This window comes from Bradyrhizobium sp. USDA 4341 (genome assembly GCF_054063755.1).
Window position 1 is genome coordinate 9603486 of record NZ_JBSSGO010000002.1, and the last position, 18207, is coordinate 9621692.

Genomic DNA, 18207 nt, shown 5'->3' on the forward strand with positions numbered 1-18207 from the left:
GGCGGGGTCTTGATCCAGGTGGCTCGAGAGAGCTCAGCTTTGCCAGGGAGTGTTGCGGATGCGAACACATGCATTCGGTTTCCGGAATGTCGGATCGCGATCTTCGATGTAGTCGAAATTGACGGTTCCGAACGTGGTCTGGGGCTTCTTCAAGGCCGAGCAAGTCTGTATCTCAAGAAACTCGTTCTTGAAATCACCGCGCGGAAATGCGGCGATCACCTGCTGGCGTTGCTCTGGCGTGTAGTCGTCATATCCAACGCCCACCACATCGACCAAAACGCCTGCGTTCGTGAGCGCGATTTCCGGTCGCATGTATTGTGGAATGCCGGGGGTGGTGTGGAGCGCAATCGCTTCCCACACCAGATCGGCCTCTGGTTCCGCAATGCCGCGCGCGCGGAGAAATTCGCGCGCAGCGTCGGCACCGTCGACCTCAAACCGTTTCGTCTCGGTGTGATAGTGATCGACCAGGCCGAGATCGTGGAACAGTGCCGCAACATAGAGCAGTTCGGAATCGAATTTCAGCTTCTGGCGGATTCCCTTCATGGCGCCGAACACATAGACGCGAACCGAATGGTTGAACAACATCTCGTTCTCGTACTGACGCACCAGCTCGGCTGCTTCCCGCGCCAGCTTGCTATCGGGAATCTTGACGCCGGAAATCTCGGTCATTTGCAGGCTCCTCTCTGCACATCTTCGATCATGATCAAGCCGCCATTCGCATCGCAGCTTGCGGGGTGTTCCGAAAGCTGATGGCCATGCGGTTGTAGGCATTCATCAGGCTAATCGCGATGGTCAGGTCGACGAGCTCGCGTTCATCGAAGACCGCGCGGGCAGCCTCGTAAGCCTGATCCGGCACGCCGGTATTGGCGACGCGGGTCACCGTTTCGGCCCAGGCGAGGGCAGCACGTTCGCGTTCGTCGAAGAGATCGCCCGCTTCCGCCCATGCCTGCAGCAGCGCCAGTTTTTCGATCTTCACCCCGCTCTTCAGCAGGTCGCGCGTGTGCATGTCGAGGCAATAGGCGCAGTTGTTGATCTGCGATACGCGCAGATAGACGAGAGTGATCAGCCTGGCAGGCAGGTTGCCCTGCAAGACATAGCCGTAGACTCCGCCCAGGGCCTTGACGCCGGCCGGCGCAATGCTGTTGTAATCGAGACGCATGCTCATGATGGGGTCCTTAACGATCGTTCTGATTGACGGGAGTGGTCAGTTGCTTGTCGTCGGTGTCGACGACGAACACGGCAAGCAGCTTTGCGGGCGTGGTCTTGCTGGCATTGCGGCTGACGGGATGGCGGGAACCCGGCGTCTCGTAGAAGCTTTCGCCGGTGCGATAGACTCGCGTCGGTCCGTCATTGACCTGCGATTCAATTTCGCCAGACAACACGTAGCCGAAGATGAAAGCCGACTTGGCGTGGACATGCGGAGGCGACGCTGCGCCCGGCGCATAGTCGACGACGACAGCGATCAGCGACTTGCCTGGAATGTTGGTGATCGGCTGCTGGAAGGTCGGCGTGACCGTCTGGCCCGTTTCATCGGCGAAGGCAGGCGTTGCCGCGGCGATGGCGAGGGCGGCACAGGCGGCGAGGATGGAGGGTATTTGCATAGTCGGTGCTCTCCTTTCCGCCCATAGGTGCCTCCGCTCTAGTCCATAAAAAAGAACCAAGAACCGGCAAAAATCGTGTACCAAGGGGCTATGGTCGGGCCCTTGCGACTGGAACTGGATCGATCCGCGAAGACACCGCTGGCGGAGCAGATTCGCAGAGGAATCGGCGCCGCTATCGAGAGCGGCGTGCTCGCCCCCGGCGCGCGTCTGCCCTCCTGGCAGGACCTCGCGGCTCACCTTGGCGTTGCGCGAGGCACCGTGCGCGCTGCCTATGAGAGGCTTTCCTCTGCGCAGCTGATCGTCGCGTCACGCGCGACCGGAACGCATGTCGCGGATCGGCCTTCTTCCCGCACAATTGTACAGGAAGAGGCGCCCGACCCCGGCTCGTTCATGGAGATGTACCAGGAGCTCACTGCGGGGCCCGCCATTTTCCAGATGGGCGTACCGGCGCAGGCGACATTTCCGGCCAAATTGTTCTCGAGGATCCACACGCAGGCGGTTCGCGCAGGAATGAGCGCGCCGGCCCTATACCCGGATCCGCGTGGCGAATTGGAATTGCGGCGCGAGATCGCGGCGTACCTTGCGCTGGCGCGCGGGATCGCGTGCACGGCCTCCCAGGTCTTCATCACAGGAGGTTTCAGCAGCGGCCTTGGGCTGACACTCCGTGTTCTCGGCCTCGAACAGAAGAAAGTCTGGATGGAGGATCCGGGCTTTCCTTTTACCCGGCACGGTCTCGAGGTTGCAGGGTTGTCGATTGCACCGATCCCGATTGATGCTGACGGCATCGACATCAGTTACGGCCTGAAACACGCCTCTGACGCCGCACTGGTGGTGGTAACTCCCGGACAACAGGCACCGCTCGGCTCCACGCTCTCGCTTGCCAGACGCTCGCGCCTGCTCGACTGGGCCGCGCAGGAGCGGGTGTGGGTGATCGAGGATGACTATCTGAGCGAGCTTCAGTTGAAGGGTAGGGCCACGCCGGCGCTCGCCTCGCTCGATCGTGCCGGGCGTGTCATTCACATCGGATCGTTCAGCAAGACCTTGACCCCCGCTTTGCGGTTGGGCTTCGTCGTTGCGCCGCCATCTCTGGCGCCGCGGTTTGCCGAAGCTGCGGCGTGTCTTGCGCCGGCGCCCGGGCCCGCTGTGCAACTCGCGACCGCCGAGTTCGTGCGGGACGGCCACTATCTGCGGCACCTTCGCCGCACCAAGCGGGTCTATGCAGCGCAAGCCGACGCGTTGCTCAAATGCCTGCGAGCCCGGACCAACAACGTGACGATCGGTGGACTGGCCGCAATCCTGCGCCTGCCGGACGGGAACTCCGACCTCTCGATCGCCAGGGCGATGGCATCGTTCGGGCTGGCGCCTACGCCTCTGTCGCTCTGGTATGCGTCCAAGGCGTCAGTGCGATCCGGTCTGCTGCTCGGCATCGCCACATCTCCGCAAAAGACAATTGAGGCTTCCTGCGACCGGCTCTTCAGCATCATTGATGGGCTCGCCCCAGACGCGCCGGGGTAAACCTGTGTGCCCGCCGAAGCCAAACAACTCTCATGAACCCTGCTTCACCTCGACTGGCTTTTTCGCGAACTGCGGAAATGTCTCGGCCACGACGGGACCATCCAGCCGCCACGAATAGCAGCCGCCGACGAAGAACGGCGGTTCGGTGGCGCCCTGCTGGTGATCGAGCGCGCCGCGGCCCTGCGGGTCCTTGCCGGAGGTCGCGGTCTGGAACAGCGTCGTCACCGCAGGACCCAGCAGCTCGGCGAGATGGGTGCAGGTCTCCAGCCTGCCGATCTTGCGGCGGACCAGCTCGCGCCAGCCCTTGCCGATGCGTTCGCCGACCAGGCGCTGCAGAATGCCTTCGACGTCGAGGCAGGACGGGTAGGGCGTCGAGGCCATCGTTGTGCCGGTCTCGCGGATCGTGAAACTGTCGTCGACCGCGAGCCGCAGCCTGATGTCATGCACGGGATCGTCGGGCTGCTGCAGGCCGCGATGCTTGTCGTGCCGCGCATAGGGTTTGGTATCGACCAGTCGCGCCTCGACTTCCCACAGCCCGTCGTCACGGAAATAACCGAGACATTCGACGGAGCGGCGGTGCATCAGGCGGCGAGGCTTGCCGTCGGCGTTGGTATCAGGTGCGGACATCGGAACTCGCTGGATTGAATCTCGAATTGATCCAATCGGTCGTGTGTTCGGATGTCAACGGCCGCTGTCTGCGCGGCCCCATGCAAAGCGTAGGGCGGGTTAGCGAAGCGTAACCCGCCGTCTCGCACGCGGCCAGGATGGCGGGTTACGCCTTCGGCTAAACCCGCCCTACGGTTCTTGCGATTAGCTGACGCGCCGCTCGCGGTTTTCCCAGTACGGCTTGCGCAGCTCGCGCTTCAGGATCTTGCCGGCCCCGGAGAGCGGCAGCGGGGTCGCGGTGATGTCGACGCTGCGCGGGCATTTGTAGCCGGCGATCATCGTCTTGCAGTGCTCCATCAGCTCTTCCGGCGTGGCGCTGGCGCCGCTCTTCATCACCACGACGGCGTGGACCTGCTCGCCCCAGCGCTCGCTCGGGATGCCGATCACGGCGCATTGCGCCACCGCCGGATGCTGGGCCAGCGCGTTCTCGACCTCGGCCGAATAGACGTTCTCGCCGCCGGAGATGATCATGTCCTTGACGCGGTCGACGACGTAAACGAAGCCGTCCTCGTCCATGTAGCCGCCGTCGCCGGTGTGCATCCAGCCGTCGATCACGGCGCGCGCGGTTTCCTCCGGACGCTCCCAATAGCCCATCATCACCATATCGCCGCGCACCGCGATCTCGCCGACGGTGCCCGTCGGCACGACCTTGTCTTCCGCATCGACGATCTTGACCTCGGCGCCGAGCGTGGCGCGGCCGGCGCCGCGATGCCGTCCCTTGGCGCGGCCGTCGCCGATATGCTCCTTCCAGTGCAGCAACGTCGCGATCGGCGACAGCTCGGTCATGCCATAGGCCTGGGTGAACTCGACATGCGGCAGCGCCTTCATGGCGCGCATCAGCACGGCGTCGCTGATGACGGAGGCGCCGTAGGAGATCCGCTTGAGCGACGACAGGTCGTAGTTGCCGAGCGTCGGGTGATCGACGAACATCTGGATCATGGTCGGCACCAGCAGCACGTCGGTAATGCGCTCCTTTTGCACGGCGGCCGCAACTCCGTCGGGCGTAAAGCCTTGGATCACGACGTTGGAGCCACCCGACAGCAGCACCGAATACATCGCTGCGCCGTTGGCGAGGTGGAACATCGGCGCCGCATGCAGGTAGATCGTGCTCGCCGGCCACAGGCCTTCGCCGAGCGCGTTCAGCGCATTGGCCATCAGGTTGCCGTGGCTCAGCATCACGCCCTTGGAGCGGCCGGTGGTGCCGCCGGTGTAGAAGATACCGGCGAGATCGTCGCGGGTGTGCATCGCGTCCGGTATAGGATCGCTGCGCGCGATCAGCGTCTCGTAATTCTCCATGCCGGCGGGCGTCTCGCCTTCGTCGGCATAGACCAGCTTCAATCCGGGGATGGCGTTCGCCAGCGCCACGCCGACCGGCGCGAACACCTTGTCGACGAACAGGATCGTTGCGCGGCAGTCGCGCAGTGCGTCCTCGTTCTCGATCGGAGACCAGCGGATGTTGAGCGGTACGATCACGGCGCCGGCCCAGCCGGCCGCGAGGTACAGCTCGAGATAGCGGTCGGAGTTCAGCGACAGGATCGCGACGCGGTCGCCGTTGCCGGCGCCAAGCGAGCGAATCGCGCCGGCGAGGCGGGCGACGCGGGTGCCGACCTCGCGCCAGCTGCGCCGCCGCTCACCGCAGACGACCGCGAGCCCGTTTGGATTGACCTGCAGCGCCCGCCGCAGCCCGTGTGTGATGTTCACTCCCGTCCTCCCCTGATGCGTTTCCCACGTTTCCCTTGCGAGGCGGTTTGTCCGCCTTCTCTGCAGCCGGAACGGCTGCTTTGCGCGTTGTTGTCTCGCGCGTTGATGTCATTTGCGTTGTTGTTTTGGCGATGCCTTCGGTGAGGCGGATCGCGAATTCCTCGGCGACGGCGTGTCCGGTTAGCTCACCGCCGGGCTGGAACCAGTGGCCGATCCAGTTCAGCGAACCGGCGATGGCGAACGCCGCGAGCTTCGGGTCGCAGGGTTTCACCGAACCATCCTCGACGCCAGCAGCGATATAGTCGCGGAAGGCACGGTCGATCCGCCGCTTCGCGGTCTGCACGATCTTGCGGTTATGCTCGCTGAGATCGCGGAGATCGAAGCGGACCAGGCTCTTGCCGTAGTCCGTCGTCATCAGCTCGGCGTAGCGGATGGTGAGCTTGCGCAGCTTGTCGAGGCCGCTGCCGCTGCCGGCCGAGGTCTCGGCAATGCAGTCGTCGACCAGCTCATGGCCGATCGACCAGCACTCGAACAGGATCTCGTCCTTGCCGCGGAAATAATTATAGAGCGCGGGCTTGGTGATGTTGAGCCGCTTGGCGACGTCGTTCAGCGTGGCGCGGTGATAGCCCTGTTCGAGGAACAGCTGCACGGCGGCGCGCAGCACGGCTTCGCGTTTCTCGTCGCGGGCGCGGCGCCGGCTCTCGAACGGCAGCCAGGGCGACTCGGTGTTGGAAACGGGGAAGCGGGCGTCCATCGCGTGGCTGTTGTCGCATTGACTCCGGAAGGGTGCCCGTATATTACCCATGGGTAATAAATAGTCCAGTGGGTAATTTCCGGGAGGACACGCGATGACGTCACGCACCTATGTTGCCGGGGTCGGCATGATCCCGTTCGTCAAGCCCGGCGCGAACGCGCCGTATCATGTGATGGGCGCCGAAGCCGCGAAGCTCGCGCTCGCCGACGCCGGCCTCGATTACGGCCGTGTGCAGCAGGCCTATGTCGGCTATGTCTACGGCGACTCCACCTGCGGCCAGCGCGCGCTCTATCCGGTCGGCATGACCGGCATCCCGATCGTCAACGTCAACAACAACTGCTCGACCGGCTCCACCGCGCTGTTCCTGGCGCGGCAGGCGATTGAATCGGGCGCGGCCGATTGCGTGATGGCGCTCGGCTTCGAGCAGATGAAGCCCGGCGCACTCGGCGCTGTTTTCACCGATCGCCCCAGCGCGTTCGACGATTTCGATGCGGCCGCCGACAAGCTGGTCGATGCCCCCGGCGTGCCGCTGGCGCTGCGCTATTTCGGCGGCGCCGGCCTCAGCCACATGAAGAAGTACGGCACGCCGCTCTCCGCGTTTGCAAAAGTGCGCGCCAAGGCGAGCCGCCATGCCAAGAACAATCCGCTGGCGCTGTTCCGCAAGGAGGTCACCGCCGACGACGTGATGAACGACCAGGTGATCTGGCCCGGCGTGATGACGCGGCTGATGGCATGCCCGCCGACCTGCGGCGGCGCCGCCGCGATCCTGGTCTCGGAGAAATTCGCCGACCAGCACGGTCTCAACAAGAGCGTCCGCATCGCGGCACAGGCGATGACGACCGACACGCCCTCGACCTTCGGTGCATCAGACATGATGCAGGTGGTCGGCTACGACATGGCGCGCGATGCCGCGAAGAAGGTCTATGAGGCGGCCGGTATCGGACCTGATGATCTCGACGTCGTCGAGCTGCACGATTGCTTCGCCCATAATGAGCTGATCACCTATGAAGGGCTCGGCCTGTGCGGCGAGGGCGAGGCCGCGAAATTCATCGATGACGGCGACAATACCTACGGCGGCAGGATCGTCACCAACCCGTCCGGCGGCCTGCTGTCGAAGGGCCATCCGCTCGGCGCCACCGGGCTTGCGCAGTGCTACGAGCTGACGCGGCAGCTGCGCGGCACGGCAGCGGCGACGCAAGTGGAGGGCGCGCGGCTCGGGCTGCAGCACAATCTCGGCCTCGGCGGCGCCTGCGTCGTGACGCTCTACGAACGCGCCTGAGGCAGCCCATGGTCGATCAATCCGCTGTCGGGCGTACGTTTACGCCGGTGACCGCGCGCGTCGAGCCGGGGCGCCTGCGCTTCTTCCTCGACACGCTCGGCGAGACCAGTGCGGTCTATCGTGATGGGGCAGCGGCGCCGGTGCCGCCGACCTATTTGTTTTGTCTGGAGATGATGGATGCGCCTGATGCGTTCGAGTTCCTGACCGCGCTCGGCATCGATCTCGCCCGCGTGCTGCATGGCGAGCAGCGCTTCGACTATCACGCGCCCGTTGTCATCGGCGACACCCTGACGTTCCGGCCGCGTGTTACCAGCGTGACCGAGAAGAAGGGCGGGGCGATGACGCTGATCGTGGTCGAGACCGCGGTCACCAACCAGGCCGGCGTGCATGTCGCCGATACCTCGCGCACCATCGTGGTGCGCAATGCGAGGCCGTCATGAGCAGCAGCATCCCGTCGGTCGGCGACCGCATCGTCCACAAGGAATTTCCGCCGATCACCCGGCATCGCCTCGCGCTGTATTGCGGGGCCTCCGGCGATCACAATCCGATCCATGTCGATATCGACTTCGCCAAGCAGGCCGGCTTTCCGGACGTGTTCGCGCACGGCATGCTTGTCATGGGCTATCTCGGCCAGGCGCTGACCGACGCGGTCAGCCCGTCGCGCATCCGCTCGTTCTCGACCCGCTTTGCCGCGATCACCCAGCTCGGCGCCGCGTTGACCTGCGAAGGCACAGTGACCGAGCTGATCGAGCAGGGCGGTGAGAAGCGGGCAAAACTCGCGCTGACCACGAAGGATCAGAACGGTGAGGTCAAGCTCGCGGGGGAAGCGGTTATCGCGCTCTGATTGGCCGCGCCGCTACCGCAGCGGTACTGGGGCTCCCTCTCCCGCTTGCGGGGGAGGGCCGGGGTGGGGGCTCTCTCCACGAGCCACATCGTGGAGAGAGCCCCCACCCGCATCGCATCTTCGATGCGATGCGACCTCCCCCGCAAGCGGGAGAGGTGAAGAAAGAAGATCACTTTTTTGAGGGAGGAACCATGTCGAAACTGCAAGGCAAAGTCGCGCTCGTCTCAGGCTCCGGCCGCGGCATCGGGCGCGCCATTGCGCTGAAGCTCGCGAGCGAGGGCGCGAAGGTCGTGGTCAACGACCTCGACGCCGAGCCGGGCAACGCGGTCGTCGCCGAGATCAAGGTCATGGGTGGCGAGGCGATCGCGGTCAATGGCAGCGTCGTCGAGACCGGCTTTGCCGATCGTTTCGTCGGTGCGGCCATCGAAACATTCGGCGGCCTCGACATCGTCGTCAACAATGCCGGCTACACTTGGGACTCGACGATCCAGAAGATGTCGGACGAGCAATTCCAGGCCATGCTCGACGTCCATCTGGTCGCCCCGTTCCGCATCCTGCGCGCGGCGTCCGAGCCGATCCGGGTGATGGCGAAGAAGGAGGCGGAGGCCGGCCGCGAGGTGTTCCGCAAAGTCGTCAACATCTCCTCGATCGCGGGCCTCTACGGCAATGCCGGGCAGGCGAGCTACTCCTCGGCCAAGGCCTCGCTGATCGGGCTGACGCGCACGATGTGCAAGGAGTGGGGCCGCTACAAGGTCAACGTCAATTGCGTGGCGTTCGGCCTGATCAACACCCGCCTGACCCAGCCGATCGAGAGCCAGCAGAAGACCATCGACGTCGCCGGCCGCGACATCAAGGTCGGCGTCCAGCCGCAGATGCTGGAGGCGATGGGCCGGATGATCCCGCTCGGCCGCGGCGGTACGCCGGAAGAGGCGGCGGACGCGGTCTATCTGTTCTGCGCTCCGGAATCGAACTACATCAGTGGTCAGGTGATCGTCGCCGGTGGCGGTCTCTTGATTTGATCAGAGCGTTTTCAAGCGAAGTGGGCACCGGTTCGCGTCAAGGAAACGCGTCAAGAAGGAATGCGGAGCGAGGGCAGAATGCACTACCGATCGTCCTGGATGACCGAGGAGCTGGACACCTTCCGTGACCAGTTCCGCAAATTCCTCGCCAAGGATCTTTTGCCGCACGCCGAGAAGTGGCGCGAGCAGAAGCTGGTCGACCGCTCCGCCTGGCGCGCGCTCGGCGAGATGGGCGCGCTGCTGCCGAGCGTGCCGGAGGCCTATGGCGGCTTAGGGGCCACCTTCGCCTATGACGCCGCCGTGCTCGATGACCTCGAGAGCACAGTGCCGGAGCTCACGACCGGCGTTTCCGTGCACAGCGCGATCGTCGCGCACTACATCGTCAATTACGGCTCGGAGGAGCAGAAGCAGCGCTGGCTGCCGAAGATGGCGTCGGGCGAGATGGTCGGCGCCATTGCGATGACCGAGCCCGGCACCGGCTCCGACCTGCAGGCCGTCAAGACCACGGCGAAGAAGCAGGGCAATTCCTACGTCGTCAACGGCCAGAAGACCTTCATTACCAACGGCCAGGCCGCCGATCTCGTCATCGTGGTGGCGCGCACCGGAGCGCCGGGCGCCAAGGGCATCTCGCTGATCGTGGTGGAGACCGCGGGCGCCGAGGGCTACCGGCGCGGCCGCAACCTCGACAAGATCGGCCTGCACGCCTCAGACACGTCGGAGCTGTTCTTCGACAATGTCACGGTGCCGCCGGAAAACCTGCTCGGCGGCGAGGAGGGCAACGGCTTCGTCCAGCTGATGCAGCAATTGCCGCAGGAGCGGCTGTCGCTCGCGATCGGGGCCGTCGCCTCGATGGAGCGCGCGGTCAAGATCACCGCCGAATACACCAAGCAGCGCACCGCGTTCGGCAAGCCGCTGATCGAATTCCAGAACACCGCGTTCACGCTCGCCGAGCGCAAGACCGAGGCAATGATCGCCCGCGTGTTCGTCGACTGGTGCGTCGAACGCCTGGTCGCCGGCGACCTCGACACCGTGACGGCCTCGATGGCGAAGTGGTGGTGCTCGCAGAAGCAGGTCGAGACCGCCGACGAATGCCTGCAGCTGCATGGCGGCTACGGCTACATGCAGGAATATCCGATCTCGCGCATGTTCATCGATTCCCGCATCCAGAAGATCTATGGCGGCACCAACGAGATCATGAAGGTCTTGATCGCGCGCTCGCTTTGAAGGCCGTCATTCTGGGGCATGCGAAGCATGAACCCGGAATCTCGCGCCGCAACTTCGAGATTCCACAATGCGCAACTGCGCATTGGGGTTCGATACTGGTGCATCGCCCGGAATGACGGAGTCCGTGCGGCAGCGCTGCCGCCGGCCCGCTCTGCGCAAATAAGTGGCGTGCCGCCGCTGCCCTTTCCCTGCCGCATGGCTCGATGCCGCCGCTGCATCCCGCGGCGAGTTCGGCCTTGCGCCACAATCCCGTCTATCATACCCCCGTCGGACCACGTTCCGCGCGAGCCGCAAGCGCGCGCCAATGCCGCAGGGAGCCCTCATGACCAAAAGCAACGCCCGCACCGGAGGCCAGATCCTGATCGACCAGCTGGTCGCGCAAGGGGTGGAGCGCGTCACCTGCGTGCCGGGCGAAAGCTATCTGGCGGCGCTCGATGCCCTGCATGACAGCCCGATCGACGTCGTGATCTGCCGTGCCGAAGGTGGGGCTGCGATGATGGCGGAGGCCTATGGCAAGCTCACCGGACGTCCCGGCATCTGCTTCGTCACCCGCGGTCCCGGCTCGACCAACGCTGCGCATGGCGTGCACATCGCGATGCAGGATTCCACCCCGATGATCCTGTTCGTCGGCCAGGTCGACACCGGCATGCGCGAGCGTGAGGCGTTCCAGGAGCTCGACTACAAGGCAGTGTTCGGCACCATGGCGAAATGGGCGGTCGAGATCGATCGTCCGGACCGCATTCCGGAACTGGTCGCGCGCGCCTTCCGCGTCGCGCTGCAGGGCCGCCCCGGTCCGGTGGTGATCTCGCTGCCGGAGAACATGCTGACTGAAACGGCAGCGGTTGCCGACGCGCCGAAGGTCGAGCCGGCGGTCACATGGCCGGCGCCGTCGGATATCGAGCGTCTCGGCAGCATGCTCGCCGGCGCCAAGGCGCCGATCGTGGTGCTCGGCGGTTCGGCCTGGACCGCAGAGGCGGCCAAGGGGATTGCGCGCTTTGCCGAGCGCTTCGACCTGCCGGTCGCGACCTCGTTCCGCCGCGCCTCGCTGTTCGACGCCGACCACTCGCACTATGCCGGCGATCTCGGCATCGGCCCGAGCCCGAAGCTCAGGGATCGCTTCACCGGTGCCGACGTCATTCTCCTGATCGGCGGCCGCATGTCGGAGATGCCGTCCTCGTCCTACACGCTGCTCGACATTCCGGTGCCGAGCCAGCAGCTCATTCACGTGCATCCGGGCTCCGAAGAGCTCGGCCGCGTCTACCAGCCGGCGCTGGCGATCCAGGCGACGCCTGCGGCCTTCGCCGCCGCGGTCGAGAGCATGAAGCCCGCAGCCGCGCCCGCCTGGAAGGGCGAGGCGGCCAAGGCGCACGCGGATTATCTTGCCTGGACCGACAAGCCGCGCGAACTGCCCGGCCATTTCCAGTACGGCGAGGTCGTGACCTGGCTGCGCGACCGGCTGCCGAAGGATGCGATCGTCTGCAACGGCGCCGGCAATTACGCCGGCTGGATTCATCGCCACCATCGCTTCCACGCCTTCGCCGCGCAGCTCGCGCCGACCTCGGGCTCGATGGGCTACGGCGTGCCGGCGGCTGTAATGGCCAAGCGGCACCATCCGGATCGGGTGGTCGTCGCGTTCGCCGGCGACGGCTGCTTTCTGATGAACGGGCAGGAGTTCGCCACCGCCGTGCAGTACGACGCGCCGCTGATCGTCGTCGTCATCGACAACGCGCAATACGGCACCATCCGCATGCATCAGGAACGCGACTACCCCGGCCGTGTCGTCGGCACCCAGCTCAAGAACCCGGACTTCGCGCTCTATGCAAAGGCGTTCGGCGGCCATGGCGAGCGGGTCGAGCGCACCGAAGACTTCGCGCCGGCCTTTGAGCGGGCACTGGCCTCCGGCAAGCCGGCGATCCTGCACTGCCTGGTCGATCAGCGCGCGCTGTCGGTCGGCAAGGATTTTATGCCCGAGCAGGCGAAACGCTGATGCCTGAATCCGCCGGCCGTCACGTCGCGATCATCGGCGCCGGCGCGGTCGGCGTGATCAGCGCCATCGAGGCGCTGCGCGCGGGCCACAGAGTCACACTGATCGATCCGGGCGAGCCCGGCGGCACCCAGGCGGCGAGCTATGGCAATGCCGGCTGGCTGTCGTCGCATTCGGTGATCCCGCCGGCCGAGCCTGGCACCTGGAAGAAGGTGCCGGGCTATCTGATGGACCCGCTCGGGCCGCTTGCGATCCGCTGGTCGTATCTGCCGAAGGCCTTGCCGTGGCTGATCAAGTATCTGCTGTCGAGCCGGACCGAGGCGCAGGTCGAGGTCACCGCGCGGGCGATGCGCGATCTGCTCAAGGACGCGCCGCTGCTGCACCGGCAGCTCGCCGAGGAAGCTGGCGTGCCCGAGCTGATCGAGCGGCGCGGGGTGATGCACGTATTTCCCTCGCGCGCGCCGTTCGACCGCGATCTCGGCTGGCGCATCCGCAAGCGCGTCGGCATCGAATGGCTGGAGCTCGATGAAGACGAGATGCGCCAGCGCGAGCCCGATCTGCATCCGCGCTACAAGTTCGGCGTCGTGGTTGAGGAGGCCGGCCGCTGCCGCGATCCCGGCGCCTATGTCGCAGCGCTCGCCGCGCACGCGATCGCGAACGGCGCCGAGCGCGTTGCTGCCAAGGCCACAGGCCTCAAGCTCGCGGGCGACCGGCTGGTCGCCGTGGTCACCGAGACCGGCGAGATCGCCTGCGATGCCGCGGTCGTCGCCGCCGGTGCACGCTCGAAGCAACTGACCGCATCGATCGGCGACCCGCTGCCGCTCGAGACCGAGCGCGGCTATCACGTCATGATCGAGACTCCGGAATCCGGACCGCGCAATTCGATGATGGCCTCGGACGCCAAGATGGTGGTCAACTGGACCGACAAGGGCCTGCGCGCCGCCGGCACGGTGGAGATCGCGGGGCTCGACGCCGAGCCCAACTGGAAGCGCGCCGAGATCCTGCGCGAGCATCTCTTCAGCATGTTCCCGAAGCTGCCGAGGGACATTCCACCCTCGCGGATCAAGACTTGGTTTGGCCATCGCCCGAGCATGCCCGACGGGCGACCGTGCATCGGCCACAGCCGCGCCTCGCACGACGTGGTCTATGCGTTCGGCCACGGCCATGTCGGCCTGGTCGGCTCGGCCCGCACCGGCCGGCTGGTCGCGCAATTGGTCAGCGGCAAGGCGCCGGAGATACCGCTGCAGCCGTTCGCGCCGTCACGCTTCCTGTAGGAAGCCGCGGAGGCACGCCGACGTCAGCTCTCGCCGGCCCAGGCCGCGATCGCGGCCGGCGCGATCACGCGTCTCGGCGTGTGCGGGTTGATCGTTCCGGCGCTGACGTCTTGAGTCTGCACAAGCAGGGTGCGCGCAAACGCCTTGGCATCCTGCTCGGTCGTGAAGGTGCGGGTCTGGCGCGCGAAGCGGTGGTGTCCGGCGTCAGGGGTTCTGATGGCGAACGAGACGTACCAGGTGGCCTTGTCCATCTTCATCGCGCGTCTCAGGCGACGGTGGTTAGCCCGCGCGATCGGGACGTGGTGCTGGATGTTCGATATGCAAAAAGTGCCAAGGGAAGAATCCTGAAATACAACAGATGACGGCTAATTGGCTCTTCGGCGGACAGGAATGCTACGGGATCGGTGCGGATACCGATACTGGCGGCATATTACCTCTCAACCGTTGGGTGAAATGACAATGCGTCGTTGCGGTGTTGGTTCCTGCGGTGCAATGGCAGCGTTGGGACGGCCGCTCGGGTGACCCAAGGGGCCGTGCCGGATCAGGAAATTGTAGGATGGGTAGAGCGCAGCGAAACCCATCAATTCCCTTCCGCGGCGCCAGTGATGGGTTTCGCTTTGCTCTACCCATCCTACGAGCCGCGAATCCATGGTTTGGATCGTTCGGCTTTTCAGAATTTGACTTGACGCCGGACCCAACTCAGATGTTCAATACGCCCGTCTCACCCGACACGAGGGGCGCTTCGCGGTCGTCACGAACGTGGGTCGAGATGCGGTGGACGCCGATTGCGCGACTGACGAGTGCGCGTGAGGCGGACGGCGAAGTCGTGTGGTCCTGACGCCCTAGCGGCCGGTGTCTCCCCGCAAAACGCGCAAGTGCTTTTGCGGAGACGGTGACAAGCAAGCCCAGTCTCGCCGGGGAGAGCACGAAGTAAGCCGTAACCCATCGCGCAGGGAAAGCCGGGCTGTTTCCGGTTACACCTGTGGTCCTACCTCCGGCGTTTTTTACTACGCGGGACCCATGGGTGCGATCGGCACCCGGCTTTCCCTGCGCCCTCTGTTCTCAGAGTGGCGGAACGAAATGCAAGACTCGGACAATTGATGTCGCGAGAAGGCGGATGTGTGACTCATAGACCGTGCAACAAATTCAGTGTCGTCCCGGCCTTGAGCCGGGACCCATAACCACGAATGCGAATTGGATTGCAGAGCTGTAGCCACAGCTCATCTCAACAACACAACTCTGTGGTTATGGGTCCCTGCTTTCGCAGGGACGACAGGGAAGATGCGACGATAGCGGTGCCTCTCTCACGATCCGATCCGCACCACCATCTTGCCCAGCGCGGCGCGGGTCTGCATCGTCGTGAACGCTGCACGGAAATCTTCAAGCTCGAACACCTTGCCGACCACCGGCGTCAGTCGGCCGTCGTTCAGCCATGCCGACAATTGCGTCATCACGCGCGCCTGCGCCTCGGGTTCGCGGCGCGCGATCTGGGCGGCATCGACGCCGATCAGGAGACCACCCTTCAGAAGCGGCAGATTGAACGGCAGAGCGGGGATCTGGCCTGCCGCGAAGCCGACCACGACATGGCGGCCGTTCCAGGCGATCGAGCGGAACGCCTGCAGCGAGACCTCGCCGCCGACCGGATCGAAGATCACGTCGGGACCATTGCCGCCGGTTGCGTCCTTCAGCGCATCGCGCCAATCGGGCCTGGTGTAGTCGACGACAGCATCGGCGCCGAAGCTTGCGGCGAAGCTGCGCTTCTCGTCCGTCGAGGCCGCGGCAACGACGCGCGCGCCGAGCAGCTTGCCGACCTGGATCGCGGCGATGCCGGTGCCGCCGGCGGCACCGAGCACCAGCAGCTGCTCGCCGGCCTTGAGCGAGCCGCGCTCGGCGAGCGCATACAGCGCGGTGAGGTAGTTGGTGCGGAAGGCCGCGGCGGCCTCCATCGACAGGCCATCGGGCATGACCTCGACGGCGGCAGGCGGCACCACGATGTACTCGGCCAGCGCGCCCGAGCGCGCCGCGCCCATCACCCGCATGCCCGGCGTGATGCCGGCGACGTCGCCCGCGACCGCGTCGACCACGCCGGCGAATTCCGCACCGGGCGTAAAGGGCAGGGCATCCTTGGTCTGGTAGCGGCCCTCGACCTTCAGCCCATCGACGAAGCCGATGCTCGCGGCGTGAACCCGGACGCGGATCTGTCCGGGGCCGGGTTCGGGCGTGGCGATCTGCTTCAGCTCGATCTGATCGATAGGCGCATATTGCTCAACGACGACCGCCTTCATCCTGTCCTGCTCATTGGTTCGTTTCCTCTGGAGCCTTTTCCGTTCCGATTGAATCGGAACGGGGCTCCGGATTCTTGTGTTGACGCGTTTTCTTCACGCGAACCGGTACCCACTTCGCTCGAAAACGCTCTTGGCAAACCTATCTCATCTCCGTTGTTCTACGGGGAGGCCTTTTGCGCATGCAGCGACGGCGTCCCATGCGGAAAGCCAACATCTTCAACGACATCGCAAAACGGCCGACGTTTACCCGTTGTTATCCCTACCAAATTCGGTAACGCGTCCTTAATGGCGTTAACGTTAGGGTTTTCCACGCGGCCCGCCTTGGGCTGCGCGCCGTCCAGGACGGGCAGGTTGCGTACGCGTTGGAGTCTCCTATGGATATCATGACTGGCGCCGGGCTGTTGGCTGGCATCATCGTCATCGCGGTGATGATGTTCATGGGCGGCGACCTGCACATGTTCATCTCCGAACACGCCATGATCATCATCTTCGGCGGCTCGATCGCGGCGACGATGATCCGTTTTCCGCTCGGCGTGATGCTGCACGGGCTGCCGCTCGGCGCCAAGTTTGCCTTCACGATGAGCCGGCTATCGGCCCGCGACCTCGTGGACGAGCTCGCCCGCATCGCCGAGATCGCCCGCAAGCAGGGCCCGGTCGGCCTGGAGAAGGTCGAGACCGACGAGCCGTTCCTCGCCAAGGGCATCCGCTACGTCGCCGACGGTTACGATCTCGAATTCATCCGCGACAACATGGAGCGCGACCGCGACAATTTCCTGATGCACCTCGACGAGGGCAGCAAGATCTATCGCGCGATCGGCGACTGCGCGCCGGCCTTCGGTATGATCGGCACGCTGATCGGCATGGTGCAGATGTTCGCCAACATGACCGACCCTTCCAAGCTCGGCCCGTTCATGGCGACTGCGCTGCTCGCCACGCTGTACGGCGCGCTGGTGGCCAACCTGTTCTGCCTCCCGATCGCCGACAAGCTGCACGGCAAGCTGCTCGACGAGGAGACCAACCGCACGCTGATCATCGACGGCATCCTGATGATCCGCGATTCCAAGAGCCCGGCGCTGGTGCGCGAGATGCTGCTGGCCTATCTGCCGGAGAAGCATCGCAACGAGGAGGGTGAGCCGGTTCCGGCCTGACGGCCCCGACTGGCGCTCCCGGGACAGCAGCGATGGCCAAGAAAAAGCGCGGCGACGCCCATACCGGAGGTCACGGCTGGTTCGTGACCTTCGCCGACCTGATGGGCCTGATGATGAGCTTCTTCGTGATGCTCGTCGCGTTCTCCACCATGGACAACAACAAGCTGAAGATCGTCGCCGGCTCGATGCGCGACGCCTTCGGCGTGCAGACCAATGTGCGCTATTCCGGCATCGTCGAGTCCGATGGCCTGCCGACCCGGCCGAAGCTCAAGAATGTCGAGCACATCTCGCCGGAGGAATCCTCCGCCAATCCGACGCCGGACGAAAAGGAGCGCAGCCAGATCAACGGCGCGCGGCTGAAGATCGATCGCGAATTCGCGCTGGCCTCCGCCTCGCTGCGGCAGGCCCTGCAGGACATGCCGGAGCTGACCGAGATTTCCAAGAACATCATGTTCGAGGAGACCAAGGAGGGGCTCAACCTCGAGATCGTCGACCAAGACGGCCGCTCGATGTTCGCCGACGGCTCCAGGGAGCCGTATGAGCGCACCCGCCGGCTGATCCAGAAGCTCGCCGCGCCGCTGAAGGCGACGCCGCTGCGGATCGCGATCGTGGGGCATACAGCCGCAGGCTTCGTGCCGGCGCGCAGCGATTACGACGCCTTCGACCTGTCCGCCGACCGCGCCAATGCGGTGCGGCAGATCCTGGAGCGGCAAGGGCTGCCGCCGTCCCACATCTTCGCGGTTTCCGGCAAGGCGGACGGCCAGCCGCTGTTTCCCGACGATCCGACGCTGCCGGCGAACCGTCGCGTGACCATCACGTTGATGCGGGAAAATCCGCCGTTGCCGCCGGATCTGAAGCCGTAGCTCCGGGTTACCCCGCTACCGCCGTCGGCCGGGTTGCTTGGTTGACAGGC

At 65.0% G+C, this 18207-nt stretch carries 18 protein-coding genes; 10 read left to right on the forward strand and 8 right to left on the reverse strand.

Annotated features, from left to right (window positions below):
- Positions 1-33: 33 nt before the first annotated feature.
- The 3 genes from ACVIGB_RS50385 to ACVIGB_RS50395 are packed head-to-tail and all read right to left on the reverse strand — an operon-like array spanning position 34 to position 1601.
- Positions 34-669 (reverse strand): HD domain-containing protein, encoded by a 636-nt coding sequence (locus ACVIGB_RS50385; RefSeq protein ID WP_456723624.1) that lies wholly within the window; start codon positions 667-669, stop codon positions 34-36.
- A gap of 34 nt (positions 670-703) precedes the next feature.
- Positions 704-1165 (reverse strand): carboxymuconolactone decarboxylase family protein, encoded by a 462-nt coding sequence (locus tag ACVIGB_RS50390; RefSeq protein ID WP_456723623.1) that lies wholly within the window; start codon positions 1163-1165, stop codon positions 704-706.
- A gap of 10 nt (positions 1166-1175) precedes the next feature.
- The gene (locus ACVIGB_RS50395; protein WP_456723622.1) at positions 1176-1601 is read right to left on the reverse strand and encodes a cupin domain-containing protein; all 426 of its coding nucleotides are present in this window, start codon (positions 1599-1601) and stop codon (positions 1176-1178) included.
- Between the two features lie 90 nt (positions 1602-1691).
- Here ACVIGB_RS50395 and pdxR point away from each other — a divergent pair, with 90 nt between their 5' ends.
- A complete protein-coding gene (gene pdxR, locus ACVIGB_RS50400) occupies positions 1692-3116 on the forward strand; it encodes a MocR-like pyridoxine biosynthesis transcription factor PdxR (protein ID WP_456725244.1) in 1425 nt (474 codons plus the stop codon).
- A gap of 30 nt (positions 3117-3146) precedes the next feature.
- On the opposite strand, the gene ACVIGB_RS50405 is transcribed toward pdxR, so the two are convergent.
- The 3 genes from ACVIGB_RS50405 to ACVIGB_RS50415 form a co-directional block, all read right to left on the reverse strand.
- Positions 3147-3743 (reverse strand): DUF2889 domain-containing protein, encoded by a 597-nt coding sequence (locus ACVIGB_RS50405; RefSeq protein ID WP_456723621.1) that lies wholly within the window; start codon positions 3741-3743, stop codon positions 3147-3149.
- 183 nt (positions 3744-3926) lie between these two features.
- Complete coding sequence (locus ACVIGB_RS50410) at positions 3927-5483, reverse strand: acyl-CoA synthetase (protein ID WP_456723620.1); 1557 nt, start codon at positions 5481-5483, stop codon at positions 3927-3929.
- Positions 5413-6237, reverse strand: coding sequence for a TetR/AcrR family transcriptional regulator (locus ACVIGB_RS50415; RefSeq protein ID WP_456749362.1), 825 nt, complete (start codon positions 6235-6237; stop codon positions 5413-5415). Before ACVIGB_RS50415 ends, ACVIGB_RS50410 begins: the two co-directional genes overlap by 71 nt.
- A 94-nt stretch (positions 6238-6331) precedes the next feature.
- Here ACVIGB_RS50415 and ACVIGB_RS50420 point away from each other — a divergent pair, with 94 nt between their 5' ends.
- The 7 genes from ACVIGB_RS50420 to ACVIGB_RS50450 all read left to right on the forward strand — a co-directional run bounded on the left by ACVIGB_RS50420 (position 6332) and on the right by ACVIGB_RS50450 (position 13861).
- On the forward strand, positions 6332-7516 hold the full coding sequence (locus ACVIGB_RS50420; RefSeq protein ID WP_456723618.1) for a lipid-transfer protein: 1185 nt from the start codon (positions 6332-6334) through the stop codon (positions 7514-7516).
- Between the two features lie 8 nt (positions 7517-7524).
- The gene (locus ACVIGB_RS50425) at positions 7525-7956 is read left to right on the forward strand and encodes a MaoC family dehydratase N-terminal domain-containing protein (RefSeq protein WP_456723617.1); all 432 of its coding nucleotides are present in this window, start codon (positions 7525-7527) and stop codon (positions 7954-7956) included.
- The gene (locus ACVIGB_RS50430; RefSeq protein WP_456723616.1) at positions 7953-8360 is read left to right on the forward strand and encodes a MaoC family dehydratase; all 408 of its coding nucleotides are present in this window, start codon (positions 7953-7955) and stop codon (positions 8358-8360) included. Before ACVIGB_RS50425 ends, ACVIGB_RS50430 begins: the two co-directional genes overlap by 4 nt.
- A gap of 191 nt (positions 8361-8551) precedes the next feature.
- Positions 8552-9379, forward strand: a complete 828-nt coding sequence (locus ACVIGB_RS50435; RefSeq protein WP_456723615.1) for an SDR family NAD(P)-dependent oxidoreductase — start codon at positions 8552-8554, stop codon at positions 9377-9379.
- A 78-nt stretch (positions 9380-9457) separates the two neighbouring features.
- Positions 9458-10603, forward strand: coding sequence for an acyl-CoA dehydrogenase family protein (locus tag ACVIGB_RS50440; RefSeq protein ID WP_456723614.1), 1146 nt, complete (start codon positions 9458-9460; stop codon positions 10601-10603).
- Between the two features lie 322 nt (positions 10604-10925).
- Entirely contained in the window at positions 10926-12590 is a 1665-nt protein-coding gene (locus ACVIGB_RS50445) for a thiamine pyrophosphate-binding protein (RefSeq protein ID WP_456723613.1), read from the forward strand.
- Positions 12590-13861 carry an NAD(P)/FAD-dependent oxidoreductase gene (locus tag ACVIGB_RS50450; RefSeq protein ID WP_456723612.1) on the forward strand — a complete coding sequence of 424 codons (1272 nt, stop codon included), beginning with the start codon at positions 12590-12592 and terminating at the stop codon, positions 13859-13861. Before ACVIGB_RS50445 ends, ACVIGB_RS50450 begins: the two co-directional genes overlap by 1 nt.
- A 23-nt stretch (positions 13862-13884) precedes the next feature.
- On the opposite strand, the gene ACVIGB_RS50455 is transcribed toward ACVIGB_RS50450, so the two are convergent.
- Complete coding sequence (locus ACVIGB_RS50455) at positions 13885-14118, reverse strand: hypothetical protein (protein ID WP_212315139.1); 234 nt, start codon at positions 14116-14118, stop codon at positions 13885-13887.
- Between the two features lie 1047 nt (positions 14119-15165).
- Positions 15166-16146: an NADPH:quinone oxidoreductase family protein gene (locus tag ACVIGB_RS50460; RefSeq protein WP_456723611.1), complete on the reverse strand. Its 981-nt coding sequence runs from the start codon at positions 16144-16146 to the stop codon at positions 15166-15168.
- Between the two features lie 374 nt (positions 16147-16520).
- Between ACVIGB_RS50460 and ACVIGB_RS50465 the strand changes: the two genes are divergently transcribed.
- Both ACVIGB_RS50465 and ACVIGB_RS50470 read left to right on the forward strand, forming a co-directional pair.
- A complete protein-coding gene (locus ACVIGB_RS50465; protein WP_029078588.1) occupies positions 16521-17294 on the forward strand; it encodes a motility protein A in 774 nt (257 codons plus the stop codon).
- A 32-nt stretch (positions 17295-17326) separates the two neighbouring features.
- Positions 17327-18157, forward strand: a complete 831-nt coding sequence (locus tag ACVIGB_RS50470; protein WP_456723610.1) for an OmpA/MotB family protein — start codon at positions 17327-17329, stop codon at positions 18155-18157.
- The last annotated feature ends 50 nt before the right edge of the window (positions 18158-18207 follow it).